This window comes from Bacillus marasmi, assembly GCF_902168435.1.
Taxonomy (GTDB): Bacteria; Bacillota; Bacilli; order Bacillales; family Cytobacillaceae; genus Bacillus_BU; species Bacillus_BU marasmi.
In genome coordinates this window covers 357,447-377,476 of record NZ_LR656165.1, presented here as the reverse complement: position 1 = coordinate 377,476, position 20,030 = coordinate 357,447, and the positions used below count along the sequence as shown (strand labels likewise).

Sequence of the window (20,030 nt, the reverse complement as noted above, 5' to 3'; positions counted from 1 at the left end):
GCAGGTGCCAAGTATGTATATATTAGGAAATCTTTCATTATATCTTGGAATGATCATCTCCTTATATGCTTTAATCGCCAATTTTATTGGAATAAAAAAGCAGAGTCCAAAATGGTTAGATAGTGCCAAGGCAGGAGTATTGTCGGTTACCTTTGTAGCGAGTATCGCAGCATTCCTGCTCCTTTATCTACTCGGAACAAGCCAGTTTCAATATAAATATGTTGCAGCCTACACAAATCTTGAACTACCAATGATTTATAAGCTAACGGCGTTTTGGGCTGGTAATGCAGGATCATTATTACTGTGGGTTTTCCTTCTCGCAGTCTATGCCGGAATGGTTGTATTAACAAAGAAAAAGAACGATATGATCCCATATGTATCAAGCATCTTAATGCTAAACATTCTTTTCTTCTTTATCGTCTTGATCTTCAGTGTGAATCCGTTTGAGATGACCGATAAAATTCCACCAGATGGCAAGGGGTTAAACCCAATGCTGCAAAATCCAGGCATGGTTCTTCATCCGGTGACGCTTTACTTAGGTTATGTTGGGCTTGCCGTACCATTTGCATACGGAATTGCTGCCTTAATCATGAAGCGAATGGATGCCGAGTGGATTAAATTAACGAGACGCTGGACCTTAACAGCATGGTTATTCCTAACGCTTGGTAATATCATCGGTGGCTGGTGGGCTTACTTAGAGCTTGGCTGGGGTGGATATTGGGCCTGGGATCCGGTTGAAAATGCCTCCTTCTTACCATGGCTAACAGCCTCGGCGTTCTTGCACTCAGTTATGATACAAGAGCGAAAAAACATGCTGCGTACATGGAACATCAGCTTGATTGTCATTTCGTACTTATTAACTCTGTTTGGAACCTTCTTAGTACGAAGCGGAATTTTAACCAGTGTGCATGCCTTTAGTGATACAAACCTTGGAACATACTTTATCATCTTCTTATCGTTTATGACCTTGCTATCTCTGTATATCGTCATGAGCCGATACCAGTTGATAAAAAGGGAAAGCAGCCCGTTCCAGTCTTATTTTTCAAAGGAAAGCAGCTTTTTGCTGAATAACTTAATTCTGATAGTTGCAGCCTTTGCGGTGTTATGGGGCACGATGTACCCGCTTATTTCAGAAGCGGTAACAGGTACAAAGGTCAACGTTGGCGCTCCTTATTTTAATAAGGTGATGGCTCCGATATTATTGGGTCTAATCATTCTGATGGCGATTTGTCCACTTATCGCTTGGCAAAAAGCAGCATTAGACCGATTCCTAAAAAATATGCTTGCACCACTTGTTGCATCTGTACTATTTGCGTTAGGACTTGTCGTTTACGGGATAAGTGGAGCGTTCGCGATTATCGGCCTATCCTCTTGCGTGTTTATGATTCTCACACATATTCAGGAATTTTACCGAGGCGTTCGGGCACGGAAAAAGGCAACAAAAGAAGGACTTTTCACAGCAATCATTCGCTTGACGTTTAAGAATCAACGGCGCTATGGCGGCTATTTAGTCCACATCGGAATTGCGATTTTAGCAGTTGGAGTCATTTCCTCACATGCATACTCCGATGAAGTGTTGAAAACTATTAATAAAGGAGAAAGCTTCAAAATCGGTGAATATGAGCTTCTTTTCAACGGTCTATCCGAGAATTCCGATAGGGGTAATGATATTGTTCATGCCGATTTATCAGTGAAATATCAAGGGAAATCGATCGGAAAAATCAAACCTGAAAAGATTTTCTTTGCCAACTGGGAAGAACCATCAACAGAGGTAGAAATCAAAACGAATTGGAAAGAGGATTTATACCTCGTATTAAGTTCCTGGGAAAGCCGTGACAAAGCAACATTTTTAGTAAAAGTAAATCCATTTGTCAGCTGGATTTGGGCTGGCGGAATCATCATGGTATTTGGAATCGCGGTGGCCTTAATCGGAGGAAAAACAACCCTCCATCGCTTAAACCTCAAGCCAGTAAAGCAGGCGGAAGGGGCGTGATGACTTGAAGCAAAAAATCTTAATCGTAACTTTACTCATGTTCATAAGTATACCGACGCTCGTGTTTGCAGCATACAGTGTTAATTCTGATGAATTTCACTGGGTAATCGATCAATTGGACATGCAAGGTCATGCTGACCATGAGCTTTCAACCTGCAGTGTGAAAAAGGTTTATTACGAAGAAGTAGTCGATATGCTGAATGACGGTCAATCACAAGAGGCGATCATTCAATCCTATGTCGATGAATATGGGCAAGCAGCCTTAAGGACACCCGGAAGTGATTTAACAGGGCTATTAGCATGGCTCATGCCAGCAATAGGATTGGTTGTAGGGGTAACCATAATCGTCATCTGGGTCCGAAAGCTAACTTTGAAAACAACGAAAAAGCCTGACGAACAATTGATATGGCAAAGCGATACTGATCGGGAAATCTTTGAGCGAACAATGGATGAAGAACGACGCAAATTCTTTTAGTGGAAAGCTTTACACATCCGATATGAATTCAAAGCCCGATGATCGCGAAGGAGGGACATCATGACAGACTACGTATATTTGATTGTTGGTTCCATGGTTGCGATGATTTGCTTTTATTTTATGGCTGCTCCCTTCTTTAAGCGGGAGGTAGCGATTAGCCAGTCATTAATTGATCAGGAACAGGAAATGTCAATTGAATTAATCTATGCAGCTGTAAACGAATTGGAAATGGACTATTTAATGAAAAAAATTACCCAAGCTGACTTTCAGGAAATGAAACAGCGCTATCAAATCATGGCTGCTGAATATTTAAGCATGGAAGAAAAGCAGGTTCGTAATGAATTAGTCGAAGCCCCTTATCTTGATGAGGATATCATACTTGAGCTTCAAGAAATTCGGAAAAAGAAAGGCAGGCATGCCGGATGACACAATTACCTCCATTTCATCCAGAGTGGTTGATTAGATTTTGGTTTAATACACCAGGCTTGCAACTGTTGAATCCGCATTGGGTGCTCATCATATTAGCACTTGTCGGCATTGCTCTGTTCTTTATAAAACGCAGTAAGACTGCTGATATCGCTCCAGTGAGGAATCAGGAGGAAGAGCAGTTTCAGCATTTGTTAACAAGAAAACAAATCATCGAAAGAAAGATTGCAGAACTAGAAAATCAAAAGCTAGTTGGCGAGTTGACTGCTGAAAAGTATGAAATAAAGCTGGGTGAATATAAAAAGCATTTGGATAAGGTGAATCTTGATTTAGCTTATTACACCTAAAAGGTGGTGTTGGTTTTGAAAAAGAAATTGATGCAATTGATGGTAGTGCTCATTGCGGCAATCTTCATTGGTTTGCTTTTAAAAGGTTTAAATGGAAAGGCATCCACAGCAGAAGTTGGCAATATAGCTCCAGATTTTACCTTGAAGGATACATCTGGTAATGAAGTCAAACTGTCTGATTTTAAAGGCGAAATGGTTGTTCTGAATTACTTTACAACCTGGTGTGATCCGTGCATTGAGGAAGCACCTGAGTTAGAAGCATTTGGTACTGAATATCACGATGCCAAATTATTGATTTTAGCAAAAGGCGAAACTAGTAAACGCGTAAACAAATATATTAACGAAAATGGTTCGAAGCTAACATACTTGCTTGATACGAAAGAGGAAGCCGCAAAGTCCTACAATGTGGTTGGTCAGCCAGAAACGATTATTATCGATGAAAAAGGAATCATACGCGAGCGGTTCTCTGGACCGACGACGAAAAAGAAATTAATAGAGATGATAGAAAAGCTTCAATAACTTTGGTTAGAGCACCTTTTAAGTGTTTTAATAGATATTTTTTAAATTTCTGGGGAGGTGAAAAACATGTTGAAAAAGTTGCTGGCAATTGATAAACGCTTGCTGCTGGTTATTGGTTTGTTTGTTGGGATTATCGCGTCGGTGGTCACTGCGAAAACATTAGCGTATACAGATTCTGCGGAGTTTTGTAAGAGCTGTCATATCATGAACAATGTTTATGATTCATTCGTAGATTCTACTCATGCTGAATTAGCGTGTGCTGATTGCCACTTACCACACGATTCCTTAGTTAGTAAATATACATTCAAAGCTAAATCAGGGATTGGACACGTTTACTTTAATAGTTTAGGGGAATCAAAAATCCCAGAGGTCCTACATCCAACTCAAGGTTCAGAGGAAGCGATCAATTCAAACTGCGTGAGTTGCCATTCAAGCACTTTAGATAATGTTTCTCATGATGTAAAAGAAAGCTGTATTAAGTGTCATCAATCAGTACCGCATGGAAAAGGCTTTAAAACAGAAGATTTCTACAAAGCACCAAAACCGGGAGAGTTATTAGAAGATAAGGGAGGTTCTATAAACAATGGCTAGGAAACTACATTGGGTCTATATCAGCCTAGTCGCTGTCATTATGCTAATTGCTGGCTGCTCAGGGGCTGAAAATACAAAGAATGCTGAAGAGTTAAAAACTGGCTTAGCAAAAGATGAAATTAGTAATGAGGCGTTTAAGGATTTATTCCCGCTTCAATATGACAGCTACAAAAAGAACGAAAAAATGGAAGATACAAAATTCGGTGGTTCTGAAAAACGAAGCAAGTATGAAGAAGATAAAGAGCCATTACTACCAGTCCTATTTAATGGATATGGATTTGCGACTGAATATAATGAAGAGCGTGGCCATATTTATGCAAACGAAGATATTCGTGCGATCGCTCGTATTAATGATAAATCAGTAGGTTCATGTTTAACATGTAAATCTACAGCAGTTCCACATATGATTGAAGAAATGGGCGATGATTACTGGGGAGGAAACTTCAACAGTGAAATTTGGCCTAAAGCAGAAAGCATGGGTCACTCACCAATCGGATGTTCTGACTGCCATGACCCTGAAACAATGGATTTACGTGTAACACGTCCTAGCTTTACAAAAGCTATGGAATCAGCAGGCTATGATCTATCAAACCCTACAAAGAATGACATGCGTAACTATGTATGTGGTCAGTGTCACGTAGAGTACTACTTCGACGCTACAAATAGTGAAGTAACATATCCTTGGGATAATGGATTTAAACCTGAAGACATGTATGAATACTATGAAACTACTGCTAAAGCAGAAGGCTTTGAAAAAGACTGGATTCACAACGTTTCTGGTACACCAACATTAAAATCTCAGCATCCAGAGTTTGAAACACATATGTCAGGTCCACACGGTAAAGCTGGCGTAACTTGCGCAGACTGTCATATGCCTTACGAGCGTGCAGACGGCAAGAAGAAAATTAGCTCTCACTATTGGACTTCACCACTTAAGACAATGGATACTTCTTGCGGAACATGTCATACAAACCGCGATCTTGAAGAATTAAAAGCAACAGTTGAAGAAATTCAAGAAACAAACGTTTCTGCTTTACATGAAGCACAAGACATTTCAACAGAAGCACACTACTATGTAAATAAAATGATTATTTCTGGAGTAAGTGCAGATAAGATTAAAGAAGCACAAAATCATGTTCGTAAAGGTCAATGGTTCTGGGATATTATTGCGGCGGAAAACTCTGCTGGATTCCACAATCCACAAGGATCTATGGATTCTTTAAAGACATCAATCACTGAATCAAATAAAGCAATCAAGATTGCAACAGAAGAGTTAGTGAAAAAAGGTGTTAGCCTTGAAGAATTAGATGGAGAAATTGAAAAAGCAAAACAGGCTGTCTTTGGCGAAACTGATCATAAGAAAAAGAAAGATCATGCAATTAATTCTTACTTCCCAGGTCAACAGCCTGCTGCAGCACCAGCTGCAAAAAAATAATATCGTTATCGAAAACACTAGGTAATGGCGGTTACCTGGTGTTTTCTTATGAGAAAAGCAGAAGCTCCTTGGAGCTTGTGCTAGACACTTCATATGCAGTAATTGTGACAAATTCATGACGTTTCGTCAATGGAAAAAGTCACTGATTAACTGAAGATTATGACGGTAAGAAAAGCTATTGCCAAGCACAATGAAAAGGAATAATATTATTTTAATATAAAAACATTGACGTTCAGCGTAAGCATTTTTGTGCTTGCGCTTTTCATATGAAGGGGAAATAGTTATGCCACGCGCAGTTTGGTTGTTAGTAATCGGGATGGCGGTTAATGTCACGGGTGCTTCATTTTTATGGCCGTTAAACTCGATATATATTCATGAACATTTAGATAAGTCCTTAACAGTGGCAGGCATTGTTTTAATGTTAAATTCGGGAGCAAGTGTCATCGGTAATTTGCTCGGTGGTCGACTATTCGATCGCCTCGGCGGGTACCGCTCGATTTTATCAGGAATTGTGTTAACTTTAATAGCTCTTATCGGTTTGACCTTTTGGAATACCTGGCCTCATTATGTTATTTTTCTAACGATTATCGGTTTTGGCACAGGGATGATTTTTCCTTCGATGTACGCGATGGCGGGATCTGTCTGGAAGGAAGGTGGCAGAAGGGCTTTTAACGCGATTTACGTGGCTTCAAATTTAGGAGTCGCTGTTGGTTCTGCTTTTGGTGGAATGGTGGCGGCCATTTCATTTCAGTGGATTTTCATTGCCAACGCTGTCTTGTATGTAGTGTTTCTAGTAATAGCCGTGTTTGGCTATAAAGGGATGGATCGTCCGCAAGCTGTTTCTGAAGTGAAAGAGGCTCGTACAACCTCAATTCGCAATGTTAATCCGAAGTTAACGGCATTACTCATTCTATGCTTCGGATACCTGCTCTGCTGGATTGGTTACAGTCAATGGCAAGCAACTGTTGCTCCATATACTCAAGAAATGGGAATCAGCTTAAGACAATATAGCTATTTATGGACGATTAATGGGGCGTTAATTGTATTAGGTCAACCATTATTGAACAGACTGGTGATAGTGTTTGCGAAAACAGTAAAGTCACAAATCGTGATTGGCACGATTATTTTTGCCTTAGCCTTTTGGATTGCATCCGAAGCAAGCAACTTTTCGGGATTTGCCATCGCAATGGTAATCATGACAATTGGAGAAATGCTCGTATGGCCAGCCGTGCCGACGATTGCAGACAAATTGGCACCTCCTGGTAGGGAAGGATTTTTTCAGGGAATCGCCAATAGTGCTGCAACAGGTGGAAGAATGCTTGGTCCTATTATCGGTGGAATGCTAGTTGATTTTTATGATATGCATACACTTTTTATTGTGATGATGGGGTTATTTTTACTTTCATTAATTAGTACTTTTGTTTTTGATAGAAAAATTATTAAGAATACCGAAATCTCCGTGAAAGCATCTTAATAATCATTATTTTTCTGGAAAAATAAAGACTGTGTGGCGCACGTATCCTGGTGCCCAGCATACAATATGTAGTACCTTTTTAGATGCTAGCTTGACAAGACTTGCATGTGAAAGGGAAATTTTATACAATAGCGTTATAGTTTGATTAAAGACATGGACAAGGAGTAGTAATGCTAGTAAGCCTGCTTTAGAGAGTTGACGTTTGGTGCAAGTCAATCAGGCCCTTCATGAACTCGCCTTCGAGTCGCAGGTGTGAAAGATTAGTAGTACTTGCCGTTCTCCGCGTTAAGGATGTATGAAGTGAGTGTGTATACACTAATGTGGGTGGTACCGCGGGAGATATAATCAGACCTCTCGTCCCTATTTTGGGATGAGGGGTTTTTTTGTAATTTGATATAGTATTTGTTGACTATTTGAGTTACAAGAGGTTGATTGGTGTGAAGCGCCTGGAGAGGAAATCAACCGGCAAATTAAAACAGCAAAAATAAAAAAACTATACATATAGAAAATAGGAGGAAAAAACCTATGAGTTTCAATCATCAGGAGATTGAAAAAAAATGGCAAACGTATTGGGAAGAAAATAAAACGTTTAAAACAAGCGAAGAAAAGGGAAAACGCAAATTCTATGCGTTAGACATGTTCCCATATCCTTCAGGAGCAGGCTTACATGTTGGACACCCAGAAGGCTATACCGCAACAGACATTCTTTCAAGACTAAAACGCATGCAAGGCTATAACGTATTGCACCCAATGGGCTGGGATGCGTTTGGTCTACCTGCCGAGCAATATGCACTTGACACAGGCAATGACCCTGCTGAATTTACAAAGCAAAATATTGATAATTTCCGTCGCCAAATCAAGGCACTAGGATTTTCCTATGATTGGGACCGTGAAGTCAACACAACTGATCCAAACTATTATAAATGGACACAATGGATCTTCTTACAATTGTATAAGCGCGGCTTAGCCTATATTGATGAAGTTGCTGTAAACTGGTGCCCAGCACTTGGAACTGTTTTAGCAAATGAAGAAGTTATTGATGGAAAAAGCGAACGTGGTGGTCATCCAGTTGAACGCCGTCCGATGAAGCAGTGGATGCTTCGCATTACCGCTTATGCAGATCGTTTGTTAGAGGATCTTGAAGAGGTTGATTGGCCTGAAAGCATTAAAGAAATGCAACGCAATTGGATTGGCCGTTCAGAAGGAGCCGAAGTAACATTTGGAATCGATGGACACAGTGAATCCTTCACCGTGTTCACAACTCGTCCAGATACTCTGTTTGGTGCAACATACTGTGTGCTTGCTCCAGAGCATCCATTAGTAAGTGAAATTACGACTGCAGAACAACGCGACGCGGTTGCAGCCTATTTAGATAAAATTAAGAGCAAGAGTGACTTAGAACGAACTGATCTAGCAAAAGAAAAAACAGGTGTGTTCACAGGAGCTTATGCAGTGAATCCAGTCAATGACGCGAAAATGCCAATCTGGATTGCTGATTATGTCTTGATGAGCTATGGCAGCGGTGCGATTATGGCCGTTCCAGCTCATGACGAACGAGATTATGAGTTTGCTAAAGTGTTCGAGCTGCCAATTATCGAAGTTTTAGCTGGTGGCGATGTAACGGAAGAGGCCTTTACTGGCGATGGTCCACATGTTAATTCTGGATTCTTAGATGGAATGAACAAGACTGACGGTATTGCTGCCATGATCGCTTGGTTAGAGGAAAAAGGTATCGGTACAAAGAAGGTAACTTACCGCTTGCGCGACTGGTTATTCAGCCGTCAGCGTTATTGGGGCGAACCAATTCCTATCATCCATTGGGAAGATGGCACCATGTCAGCTGTTCCAGAGGAAGAGCTACCATTAGTGCTACCTAAAACAACTGAAATCAAGCCATCCGGAACAGGCGAATCACCACTTGCGATTATCTCTGATTGGGTGAACGTTGTCGACCCTGAAACAGGGAAAAAAGGTCGTCGTGAAACGAACACGATGCCACAATGGGCTGGTAGCTGTTGGTACTATTTGCGCTATATCGATCCAAACAATCAAGATGCGTTAGCCTCGGCTGAAAAATTAAACGAATGGCTGCCTGTTGATATTTATATCGGTGGAGCGGAGCATGCCGTGCTTCACTTATTGTATGCTCGTTTCTGGCACAAATTCCTATATGATATCGGTGTGGTACCTACAAAGGAACCATTCCAAAAGCTATTTAACCAAGGAATGATTCTTGGTGAAAATAACGAAAAAATGAGTAAATCAAAAGGTAATGTCGTCAATCCAGACGATATCGTCACAAGCCACGGTGCGGATACATTACGTTTATACGAAATGTTCATGGGTCCACTTGATGCTTCCATTGCTTGGTCGACAAATGGCCTAGACGGTTCTCGTCGTTTCTTAGATCGAATTTGGCGCTTGTTTATTGAGGACAATGGTGACCTAAGTGCAAAAATCGTCCAAAGTGAAGACGCTACTCTAGAAAAGGTTTACCATCAAACTGTTAAGAAGGTAACTGAGGACTACGAAGGTCTTCGCTTCAATACAGCTATTTCACAAATGATGGTATTTATTAATGAGGCATATAAAGCTGAAGTTTTACCAAAACATTTCGCTGAAGGCTTTGTTAAAATGCTAGCGCCGATTGCGCCACACGTTTCTGAAGAGCTTTGGGAAAAACTTGGTCATGAAAGAACACTTTCTTACGAAGGCTGGCCAGCATATGACGAAGCAAAGCTTGTTGATGACGAAGTGGAAATTGTCGTTCAAATTAACGGTAAAGTAAAAGCAAAATTATTCGTGCCTTCAGACGCAACTCGTGAGGCATTAGAAGAAATTGCGATGCACGATGACAAGGTGAAAGAACAAATCGATGGCAAAACGGTTCGTAAAGTCATCGCCGTACCAGGCAAATTAGTTAATATTGTTGCAAATTAACATGTAAAATAAAGGGGTTCATAACTTTAGTTATGATATTTAGGGCGGATGATGGCTCAAATCATCCGCCTTTTATAGAAAGGAAGTTTGGGGATGGAAGGATTAAATATTATTACACCAGAAGAATTGCAGGAAAAAATCGAAGCGGGCGAACAATTAGAAATCGTTGACGTTCGTGAAGATGAAGAGGTTGCCCAAGGAATGATTCCAGGCGCAAAGCACATTAAGATGGGCGATATTGCGATGAATTTGGATCATTTCGAGGATGACAAGGAATATATCCTTGTTTGTCGTTCAAGCCGTCGCAGCGAAAGTGTTGGCTGGTTCCTCCATGACCATGGCGTAAAGGTACGCAACATGGTCGGCGGAATGCTTGAGTGGAAAGGCGAAGTTGTACTCTAGATTAATTGCACGAAAATCCCGGTCCATTTTGTGGTGGATCGGGATTTTTTTTGTGGGTGGGCTCGTATTTGTTGGAGGGTAGCTTGTTTGCGTGTCGGCTCTTGTATCTGGTAGTGGGTAGCTTGTTTTTCGTGTCGGCTCTTGTGCCGATTTATGTCGAAAATCGGATAAATGCCTATAAACGTCGGATAAACCTTTGAATTCGTCGGATAAATGCCAAGAAACATCGGATAAATGCCTCCAAACGTCGGATAAATGACTATTTTTGGCAAATAAAATAAATTCACCACCAATCAGTCTTTATTTTTCCAAAAGGAAATGTTAAATTTTCCGAAAATTGTCAATAATAGTGCTAAAACTCGGAGGGAGACTGTCGTGATACAAGTTAAGGTATTCGATTACGAGCACGAAAAGGATTTAGAGGATGATATGAATAAGTTTCTCGAGGATCTCGACGAAAAAAAGCTGGTCGACATCAAGTACAATGTCGCAGCCTACCAAGAGGATGAGGACGAACAAATTTATTGCTTCTCAGCAATGGTAATTTATCGGGCATAGTTCCATTGAAAGGCATATATACCTTTTTTTAGTTAGTTTTTAGTGCCCTCAAATTGATTGCCGAACAAAAATAGGGTACATAGAACGGCTAAGTACCCTCAAATTGTTGATTAACCAAAAATAGGGTACATAGACCACGCCTAAGTGCCCTCAAATTGTTGGTCAACCAAAAATAGGGTACATAGAACATGCCTAAGTACCCTCAAATTGCTGGTCAACCAAAAATAGGGTACATAGAACGGCAAAGTACCCTCAAATTGCTGGTCAACCAAAAATAGGGTACATAGAACGGCTATGTACCCTCAAATTGCTGGTTAACCAAAAATAGGGTACATAGACCACGCCTAAGTGCCCTCAAATTGTTGGTCAACCAAAAATAGGGTACATAGACCACGTCTAAGTGCCCTCAAATTGTTGGTCAACCAAAAATAGGGTACATAGAACACCTAAGTACCCTCAAATTGTTGATTAACCAAAAATAGGGTACATAGACCACGCCTAAGTGCCCTCAAATTGATCGCCCAACCAAAATTAGGGTACATAGAACGGCTAAGTACCCTCAAATTGTTGGTCAACCAAAAATAGGGTACATAGACCACGCCTAAGTGCCCTCAAATTGATCGCCCAACCAAAAATAGGGTACATAGAACGGCAAAGTGCCCTCAAATTGTTGGTCAACCAAAAATAGGGTACATAGACCATGCCTAAGTGCCCTCAAATTGTTGGTCAACCAAAATTAGGGTACATAGAACGCCTAAGTACCCTCAAATTGTTGGTCAACAAAAAAGAGGGTGCATAGAAGGGCTAAGTACCCTCAAATTGATTTCCTACCAAAAATAGGGCAAATAACCAACGCCTAAGTACCCTCAAATAGCTTTTTATCCAAAAATAGGTCACTTATTACCACAAGAAAGCGGAAAGTAATCCAGTGTTTACTCTGCCTGCCATCCAGAAGAAGCGGCAAATTTCCCAGCGTTCAAACCTGCTAGTCGGCCAGTTACTAGCGCGGAGGTTATATTGTAGCCGCCGGTATAGCCATGAATGTCGAGGATTTCACCGCAAAAATAGAGACCGTTCATTTTACGTGAAGCCATCGTTTGTGGCTCGATTTCTTTAACTGACACGCCACCGCCGGTAACGAATGCTTTTTCGAGCGGAAGGGTTCCGTTCACGCGAAATTGAAAATGTTTGCAGCTTGCGACGAAGCTACGAATCTTATCATGCGGAATTGTCGCACCCACACCAAGCGGATCAAGCTCATTTTGCTCTAGTAAAAACATTAAATAACGTTCTGGTAAAATGCCCTTTAAGCTATTTTTTAATGCTTTTTTCGGCTCTGATTTCACTATTTTCATCACATCTTGAAACAACATTTCTTCATTACGATCCGGCACAGCGTCAAGGCTCATCACCACTTCACCAAGACCAGTTTTTTTCATTTCTTTAACAACGTATTGACTGCAGCGGAGGACGGCGGGGCCGCTAACCCCGAAATGAGTGAAAATCATATCCATTTTGTGTGTAATCAGCGGTTTTCCTTTCGCATTCAATACACTTAAAGCAATCTCTCGCAATGACAAGCCCTGCAATGTCTTACTTTTAATAAAAGGTTCAGCTGAGGTTAAGGGAACCTCAGTTGGATAAAGTTCGGTAATCGTGTGACCAGCTTTCTTTGCCCAGGCGTAGCCATCGCCAGTCGAGCCGGTATGTGGGACTGATTTTCCACCAACAGCAATGACCACTGCCCGAGCCTCAACGACTTCACCATTATGCAATACCACTGATGCGACGCCACCGTCATCATACTCAACAGTCTTAACCGGGCAATTCGTCCACCGTTTGACTCCGAGTTCATCTAGGCGACGAATCAGGGCATCGACAACGGACTGGGCGGAATCGTTAACCGGGAACATGCGGCCGTGATCTTCTTCCTTTAGCTCAACTCCAAGCTTTTCAAAAAATGAAATGATATCCTCATTGCTAAAAATAGAAAGGGCACTATGTAAAAATCGACCATTGCCTGGAATGTGCTTAATTATTTCTGCAACGGGAAGTCTGTTCGTGACATTGCAGCGTCCTCCTCCGGAAATGGCCAGCTTGCGACCAAGCTTATCGCCTTTATCGACAAGGAGCACTTGCCGGCCTTGTTCAGCTGCGGCGATTCCCGCCATCAATCCGGAAGGGCCTCCACCAATTACAATTACATCAAATAGCATTTGTTTTCACCAACCATAAATTAATCTTTTTATATATGAAAAAATACTAAAAAACACCGTAGTCTTCGACAACTTATGATAAAATACAAAATTAGAGTGATTTTTTCTGTCAAGAATAATAGTAAAATTGATTACTGTCTAGCTCAGGCGCACCTGCAACCATTGTCCTAACTGGATTCTGGCGCTACAGCTTCTCGGTGTAAAGAGGGATTATATGTCGTCAAAGCTTTTAAGAGGAACGTTTATTCTCACATTAGGTACGATAATATCAAAGGTGTTAGGCTTATTTTATGTTATCCCGTTTTATGCGATTGTTGGTTATCAGGGCGCAATCCTGTACCAATATTCCTACGTACCATATACCATTTTCATCAGCATTGCAACTGCAGGGGTTCCGCTTGCGGTTTCTAAATTTATCGCGAAATACAATGCACTTGAGGAATATGCCGTTGGGCGTAAACTATTTAAATCTGGTTTAGTGGTCATGTTAACGACTGGAATTGTGGCTTTTTTAGTGTTATATTTTTCAGCCCCGATGCTGGCTGATATGGTCATTGAGGATAAGGATCAAGTATCGAGTACAAAGGATGTCATTACAGTTATTCGGGCGGTTAGCTTTGCGTTAATTGTCGTTCCGTTTATGAGCTTGATTCGTGGTTTTTTCCAAGGACATCAATCAATGGGGCCATCGGCCGTTTCGACAGTTGTTGAGCAAATCGTGCGGATTGCCTTTGTATTAGCGGGGGCTTTTGTTGTAATACATATTATGGATGGCAGTCTTGTAACTGCTGTCAGTGTTGCGACATTCGCAGCATTTATTGGCGCCATCGGTAGTTTATTCGTTTTATTTTGGTATTGGTTTAAAAGAAAGCCATTTTTGGATGAATTGCTACTACAAGATAAAGGAACAGTTCAAATTTCACTGCCGCAAATTTATAAAGAGGTACTCATCTACGCTGCACCATTTGTATTTGTTGGGATTGCTAATCCGTTGTTTCAATTAATTGACCAATTAACGTTTAACAAAGCAATGGTTGCAATTGGACTAGCGAAAGAAACAGAGTTTGCCCTAAGCGTCTTGAACTTCGAATCGCATAAATTGGTGATCATACCAGTTTCCTTAGCGACAGCATTCTCATTAACGCTTGTTCCAAGTGTAACGAAGGCGTTCGTGGAAAAGAATCGCAAGGAATTATTCCGTCAGTTAAATCAAACCTTCCAGGTGATGCTATTTTTAACGCTGCCGGCAGTTGTCGGTTTGTCGCTGTTAGCCGAACCTGTTTATACCGTCTTTTATGAGCACAAGGAATTAGGAACAGAAGTTCTTCGCGCTTATGCACCAGTAGCGATACTGTTTGCGTTATATTCAGTTACAGCAGCGATACTACAGGGGATTAATGAACAGCGCTTTACGATCTTGAGCCTTTTGGTCGGCCTTTTGGTAAAATTAAGCTTAAATATCCCGTTAATTAAGCTGTTTGAAACAAACGGAGCAGTCATGGCAACTGCATTAGGCTATAGTGCGGCAATCTTGATTAATTTGTTTGTGATTAAAAAGTTTGCTCGCTATCCATTTCGTTTTGTTGTACGCAGATCATTGTTGATTGTTGCGTTCACGCTTGCGATGCTAGTAGGCGCATTCCTTACATTTAAACTATCTTTATTATTTTTATCACCGGACTCCAAGTTCCAATCGTTAGTGATTATTGGACTAACAGCATTGGTGGGTGCGGGGATTTATATTTATTTAGCTTATCGGTCTAAGCTTGTCTACTTATTGTTTGGTCAAAGAGCTCATTCTGTGAAAAGAAAGCTAAGATTACCTTTTTAAGATTTTTTAAAATAAGAATGATTTCCACTTCAGGCACGTGCGGTTCATGGGGCTAACTGGGAGCCTCCTCGGCGCTTTGCGCCTGTGGGGTCTCCCATGCCAGCTACTCCCATAGGAGTCTACGTGCCTGCAGTGAAGATCAACGCGGTAAAAATTAGCACTGTCCATTAACACGGTCTTATATAAATAAAGATTAATTTTCGCCCCAAAATAATAATGCCCCATTTAATCCGTTGGTTGATGGATTAAATGGGGCATGCTGTCTAAGTGTAAGCCTTAATAATAATAGCCGTGGTGTGGAAGCTGTGGTGGATATTGCACTGGTACTTGTTGTGGTTGTTGTTGATCTTCTCTAATTCCTAATCGGCGCTCAATTCTGTCAAGACGACGATCTAATTGATTCAATTGTCTTTCAAGCTGGTCAACACGGCGGTCCAGTCTGTCAAGGCGACGGTCAACGTTTCCGGGGCCACCACCAGGAAAGCCACCAGGGAACGGGAATTGTTGTTGTCTGTAATCCATCATATAATCATCTCCATGTATTTATTGGGTAAACATGATAACAGTCTATGTGGTATGAATGGTTTGGTATAGGCGATTGCCTAAGTAATTTTTAGAATGTAAGGAGGGATAAGATGAGAATTGATAAAATGTTAGCTAACCTAGGTTTTGGAAGTCGAAAAGAAGTCAAGCAATTACTGAAATCTGGTGCTGTTAAAATCAACGATGGCGTCATTAAAGATGCCAAGCAGCATGTCGACACTGACAATGATATAGTGACGCTGAATGGAGAAGTGATCGAATATCGCCAATACATTTATTTAATGATGAACAAGCCACCTGGGGTGATTTCAGCGACAGAAGATACCCGAGACGAAACGGTAATTGATTTATTGGAAATGAATGATGCGGTTTATGAGCCGTTTCCGGTTGGACGTCTGGACAAGGATACGGAAGGATTGCTGTTGTTAACGAATGATGGGCAATTGGCACACCAGCTGCTTTCACCGAAAAAACATGTTCCGAAAATGTATTATGCGGTGATTGACGGTGTTGTAACAGAGGAAGATGTAGAAGCCTTTAAAAAAGGTGTCACGCTGGATGATGGCTATTTTACAAAGCCTGGGGAATTAAGCATTCTGAAAAGCGGCATTCGATCTGAAATTGAATTGACGATTACTGAAGGGAAATTTCATCAGGTGAAGCGGATGTTTCAGGCAGTTGGAAAGCGTGTTGTTTATTTAAAAAGAATGACGATGGGGCCTTTAAAGCTTGATGAAGAGCTCGAACTGGGAGAATATCGCGAATTGACCGAGGACGAAATTGAACAACTCATAACCTTTAAACCAGAATAAAAGAAATCGCCCAAATGGACGATTTCTATTTTTTGTAAATTATTTGTCTTTTTAGTTAATAGTTTGTCAACGCATCGCGGTGTTTCCGCAATTAATTATGAAGATATCTTTACCTTTTTATGAGTTGTTGTCCATCTGCCGCGGCTGGGACTTTCTACTAGGTCATTGTAAGCCAAAACATTTAAATCTCTTTGAATCGTGCGAGGCGTAATTCCAAATTCCTCAACTAGATCCTGTGTCGATACGGTCCCATTTTTCTTAATAAACATATAGATGGATTTGATACGGTTTAGCATCCGGTTAGTCGAAGGTTTCAAAAAACCACTCCCTATCCTTTTTTCAAACCCGTGGCAAATACCTGCATCCGACTGGCTCATGAAGTATGACTTCAACATATGTAGTTTTCCCTCTGCAGACAACTCCTTTACTTTCCTTATTGGCATATCTACGATGTCGATGATTCTAATATAATTGTACCCCTGTTTTTTCAAAATTTCTACTTAATCAACATGATTTTAACAAAATATTAATCTTTTGTGTTTATTCGGACAAATTCTCCTTTCTTATTCATGGGCTAAATAGAACAGTTTTTTGAAATAGAGCAGAGTCTAGCTTCAGCGCCTAGCGCCTAGTGGCCTTCACCATCCTTCCCTACGATAAGTCAACATCGATTCGTCACTCACGTGCTCATCGTGTTTCCTTTATCTCAGTCAGGATAGCTCCAGTCCTGTCGTGAGCTGAACGAGGCGCTTACGCTTTATTATTACTATACAATATGGTAGGAAATGGAGTAAATATGCCAAAGACAGAAAATTTTAAATTTTTTATTAATTATTATTAATAGCATAAAGGATTTGTGAGAGATTAGCAAACGAAACGTTTTTATGAAAGGAATCTGTGTATAATGATGTATAGTGGATGTATAAAATGAAGGAGGAATCAACTTTTGCAGCATATTGACTGGAGTAAACAAGTAGAATCAAGAAAACATATGGTTATTGAAGATACTCAAAAATTTCTACATATAAAAAGCGTGTTAGACGAAGACGATGCATCAGCTGATGCTCCATTAGGTAAAGGTGTTAAAGAAGCACTCGAATTTATGCTTCAAAAGGGTGAAGCAGACGGTTTTACGATAAAAAATGTTGGGAATTTAGCTGGTCATATTGAATTTGGTGAAGGAAGCGAACTTGTCGGAATTCTTTGTCATGTCGATGTGGTTCCTGAAGGAGATGGCTGGAGTAGTGACCCGTATGGGGCTGAGATTCGCGATGGGAAAATATTTGCCCGTGGTGCGATAGACGATAAAGGACCGACCATCGCTGCCTATTACGCTATGAAAATCGTGAAGGAATTAGGGGTGCCGATGAATCGTCGTGTTAGGATGATTATTGGAACGGATGAAGAAAGTAACTGGCGCTGTGTTGAGCATTATTTTAAGCATGAAGAAATGCCAACAATGGGATTTGCACCAGATGCTGATTTTCCGATTATCCATGCTGAAAAAGGAATTGCCGATTTTGATTTAGTGCAGTCACCTCTTGCCGAACAAAATAATGACTTTCAAGTAGAAGTCCTCACATTCCAGTCAGGAAAAAGATACAATATGGTGCCCGATTTTGCCAAAGCAGAGCTCGATGCATTAAAAGATCAAACAGATATTATTCAGTGTTTTAATAACTATATTAGAGATAATGACTTATCAGGAAGACAATACGTTGATGGTGGCAGGCTTGTCTTAGAGCTGGAAGGGGTTTCAGCACATGGAATGGAACCTAACAAAGGGAAAAATGCCGGCATATTTTTAGCGAAATTTCTCGTTAAGTTAAAACTAAACGCTCAAGCTCAACAGTATTTTCAATTTGTGACAAGCTATTTTGGGAATGATTCACGCGGCAGGGCATTAGGGGTACAATTCCGCGATGATGTCTCAGGTGAGTTGACCATCAATGTTGGTAAGCTCCACTATACAAAAGAAAGTGGGGGAGTGCTAGGTTTAAATCTACGTTATCCAGTTACGCAAAAAATTGAGGATACGAAGGAAAAATTGGAATTATTTTTGCAGAATAAAGGCTTTGTCATCGACAATTTTACTAATTCAAACCCACATTATGTTGAAGCGAGCGACCCCCTAATTAGAACGCTTCAGAAGGTGTATGAGGAACAAACAGGTCAAGAGGCTGAGCTTCTTGCAATTGGTGGCGGCACATATGCGCGCTCATTAAAATCTGGTGTTGCGTTTGGACCGCTGTTTCCGGGAAGGGAAGATATCGCTCATCAGCGTGATGAATATATCGTAATTGATGATTTATTAAAGGCAACCGCTATTTATGCCCAAGCGATTTATGAACTTGCATGTGTAACTGATCAGAAGGAGTGAGTCAGCATGAATATTGTGATGGTGAACGGTCAATTTGTGGAACGGAACGAAGCAAAGGTTGATATCGAGGATAGAGGCTATCAATTTGGAGATGGCATTTATGAAGTGATTCGTGTTTACAATGGCAAAATGTTTGCAGCAAGCGAGCATTTAGAACGCTTAGTTGAATGTGCGGGAAAAATCAAGCTTACCTTGCCGTTTTCGAATACCGATATTCAAACGATGCTCCAGACTTTGATCGAAAAGAATGCTCTTACGACTGGAATTGTTTATTTGCAAAGTTCCAGGGGTGTAGCGGTTCGAAATCACGCATTCCCAACAACAGATACGGTGGCTTCCTTTATCGCCTATACGAAGGAATTACCGCGCCCCCTTCACAATATCACGAACGGTGTTAAGGCAGCATTAGTCGAGGATGAGCGCTGGCTTAAGTGTGATATTAAGAGTTTGAATTTATTAGGAAATATTTTAGCAAAACAGGAGGCAGCTGAATTGGGCTGCTTTGAAGCGATTCTGCATCGGGGTGAAACGGTAACCGAGGGTAGCTCCTCGAATATTTCAATTGTGAAAGATGGCGTTGTCTATACTCATCAGGCAGATAAGTATATTTTGAACGGAATTACGCGTCAGCAGATGCTGGCATTGTGTGGAGTCCATTCAATTGCCTTTGAAGAGAAAAGCTTTACGGTCGAGGAGCTACTGAATGCGGATGAGGTCTTTATGACAAGCACTACAGCTGAGGTAACCCCAATCATCGAGATCGCTGGGCGGAAGATTGGAACAGGTGCGCCTGGTAGCATCTCAATTAAATTGCAGCAGCTGTTAGCTTCAGAGATTGCGCGGCAATGTGGGCGGATTTATTTGGAAATTGATAGATAAGTGCCCTTTTTTCAGTGTTCAGAGCAAAACAGGGCACTTATAAGTGTTCTAAGTTACCTGTTTTCAGAGTTCAGAGCAAAAGAGGGCACTTATAAGTGTTCTAAGTTACCTATATTCAGAAACCAATGTAAAAGAGGGCACTTATAATGGCTCTAAGTTACCTATATTCAGAAACCAATGTAAAAGAGGGCACTTATAATCTTTCTAAG

The 20,030-nt window shown here is 40.9% G+C and carries 18 protein-coding genes and 1 other annotated feature; of the genes, 15 read left to right on the top strand and 3 right to left on the bottom strand.

The genetic code is table 11. The features are described 5' to 3' along the window. The first annotated feature begins 13 nt into the window (after positions 1–13). From FXW34_RS03970 to FXW34_RS03920, 11 genes are all read left to right on the top strand, one after another. Positions 14–1,993, top strand: a complete 1,980-nt coding sequence (locus tag FXW34_RS03970) for a heme lyase CcmF/NrfE family subunit (RefSeq protein WP_147532680.1) — start codon at positions 14–16, stop codon at positions 1,991–1,993. A gap of 4 nt (positions 1,994–1,997) precedes the next feature. Beyond that, positions 1,998–2,468 (top strand): cytochrome c-type biogenesis protein CcmH, encoded by a 471-nt coding sequence (locus FXW34_RS03965; RefSeq protein WP_147532679.1) that lies wholly within the window; start codon positions 1,998–2,000, stop codon positions 2,466–2,468. A gap of 60 nt (positions 2,469–2,528) precedes the next feature. Beyond that, complete coding sequence (locus tag FXW34_RS03960) at positions 2,529–2,894, top strand: hypothetical protein (RefSeq protein ID WP_147532678.1); 366 nt, start codon at positions 2,529–2,531, stop codon at positions 2,892–2,894. Further along, positions 2,891–3,241, top strand: a complete 351-nt coding sequence (locus tag FXW34_RS03955) for a hypothetical protein (protein WP_147532677.1) — start codon at positions 2,891–2,893, stop codon at positions 3,239–3,241. The genes FXW34_RS03960 and FXW34_RS03955 overlap by 4 nt, the downstream gene beginning before the upstream one ends. Before the next feature lie 15 nt (positions 3,242–3,256). Next, positions 3,257–3,760, top strand: coding sequence for a TlpA family protein disulfide reductase (locus FXW34_RS03950; protein WP_147532676.1), 504 nt, complete (start codon positions 3,257–3,259; stop codon positions 3,758–3,760). A 66-nt stretch (positions 3,761–3,826) separates the two neighbouring features. Further along, positions 3,827–4,351 carry a cytochrome c3 family protein gene (locus tag FXW34_RS03945; RefSeq protein WP_147532675.1) on the top strand — a complete coding sequence of 175 codons (525 nt, stop codon included), beginning with the start codon at positions 3,827–3,829 and terminating at the stop codon, positions 4,349–4,351. Next, positions 4,344–5,786, top strand: coding sequence for an ammonia-forming cytochrome c nitrite reductase subunit c552 (locus FXW34_RS03940; RefSeq protein WP_147532674.1), 1,443 nt, complete (start codon positions 4,344–4,346; stop codon positions 5,784–5,786). Before FXW34_RS03945 ends, FXW34_RS03940 begins: the two co-directional genes overlap by 8 nt. Before the next feature lie 283 nt (positions 5,787–6,069). Then, a complete protein-coding gene (locus tag FXW34_RS03935) occupies positions 6,070–7,260 on the top strand; it encodes an MDR family MFS transporter (protein WP_147532673.1) in 1,191 nt (396 codons plus the stop codon). A gap of 145 nt (positions 7,261–7,405) precedes the next feature. Beyond that, positions 7,406–7,625: a binding site (T-box leader), on the top strand. A 160-nt stretch (positions 7,626–7,785) separates the two neighbouring features. Next, on the top strand, positions 7,786–10,200 hold the full coding sequence (gene leuS, locus FXW34_RS03930; protein WP_147532672.1) for a leucine--tRNA ligase: 2,415 nt from the start codon (positions 7,786–7,788) through the stop codon (positions 10,198–10,200). Positions 10,201–10,293: 93 nt separating this feature from the next. Further along, positions 10,294–10,602 (top strand): rhodanese-like domain-containing protein, encoded by a 309-nt coding sequence (locus FXW34_RS03925; RefSeq protein WP_147532671.1) that lies wholly within the window; start codon positions 10,294–10,296, stop codon positions 10,600–10,602. A 375-nt stretch (positions 10,603–10,977) separates the two neighbouring features. Continuing rightward, positions 10,978–11,160, top strand: a complete 183-nt coding sequence (locus FXW34_RS03920; protein WP_147532670.1) for a sporulation protein Cse60 — start codon at positions 10,978–10,980, stop codon at positions 11,158–11,160. 932 nt (positions 11,161–12,092) lie between these two features. Here the strand turns inward: FXW34_RS03920 and FXW34_RS03915 are convergent. Then, positions 12,093–13,376, bottom strand: coding sequence for a BaiN/RdsA family NAD(P)/FAD-dependent oxidoreductase (locus FXW34_RS03915; RefSeq protein WP_147532669.1), 1,284 nt, complete (start codon positions 13,374–13,376; stop codon positions 12,093–12,095). Positions 13,377–13,590: 214 nt separating this feature from the next. Between FXW34_RS03915 and FXW34_RS03910 the strand changes: the two genes are divergently transcribed. Continuing rightward, entirely contained in the window at positions 13,591–15,207 is a 1,617-nt protein-coding gene (locus FXW34_RS03910; RefSeq protein WP_147532668.1) for a putative polysaccharide biosynthesis protein, read from the top strand. A gap of 276 nt (positions 15,208–15,483) precedes the next feature. Here the strand turns inward: FXW34_RS03910 and FXW34_RS03905 are convergent, their stop codons facing one another. Beyond that, positions 15,484–15,732: a hypothetical protein gene (locus FXW34_RS03905; RefSeq protein WP_342780673.1), complete on the bottom strand. Its 249-nt coding sequence runs from the start codon at positions 15,730–15,732 to the stop codon at positions 15,484–15,486. Between the two features lie 110 nt (positions 15,733–15,842). On the opposite strand from FXW34_RS03905, the gene FXW34_RS03900 reads away from it, so the two are divergent. Further along, positions 15,843–16,562: a pseudouridine synthase gene (locus FXW34_RS03900; RefSeq protein WP_147532667.1), complete on the top strand. Its 720-nt coding sequence runs from the start codon at positions 15,843–15,845 to the stop codon at positions 16,560–16,562. 95 nt (positions 16,563–16,657) lie between these two features. Here the strand turns inward: FXW34_RS03900 and FXW34_RS03895 are convergent, their stop codons facing one another. Continuing rightward, positions 16,658–16,879, bottom strand: coding sequence for a DeoR family transcriptional regulator (locus FXW34_RS03895; RefSeq protein WP_147532666.1), 222 nt, complete (start codon positions 16,877–16,879; stop codon positions 16,658–16,660). Positions 16,880–17,508: 629 nt separating this feature from the next. Between FXW34_RS03895 and pepV the strand changes: the two genes are divergently transcribed. Both pepV and dat read left to right on the top strand, forming a co-directional pair. Continuing rightward, on the top strand, positions 17,509–18,942 hold the full coding sequence (pepV, locus tag FXW34_RS03890) for a dipeptidase PepV (protein ID WP_147532665.1): 1,434 nt from the start codon (positions 17,509–17,511) through the stop codon (positions 18,940–18,942). A gap of 6 nt (positions 18,943–18,948) precedes the next feature. After that, complete coding sequence (dat, locus tag FXW34_RS03885) at positions 18,949–19,821, top strand: D-amino-acid transaminase (protein WP_147532664.1); 873 nt, start codon at positions 18,949–18,951, stop codon at positions 19,819–19,821. Positions 19,822–20,030 lie beyond the last annotated feature (209 nt).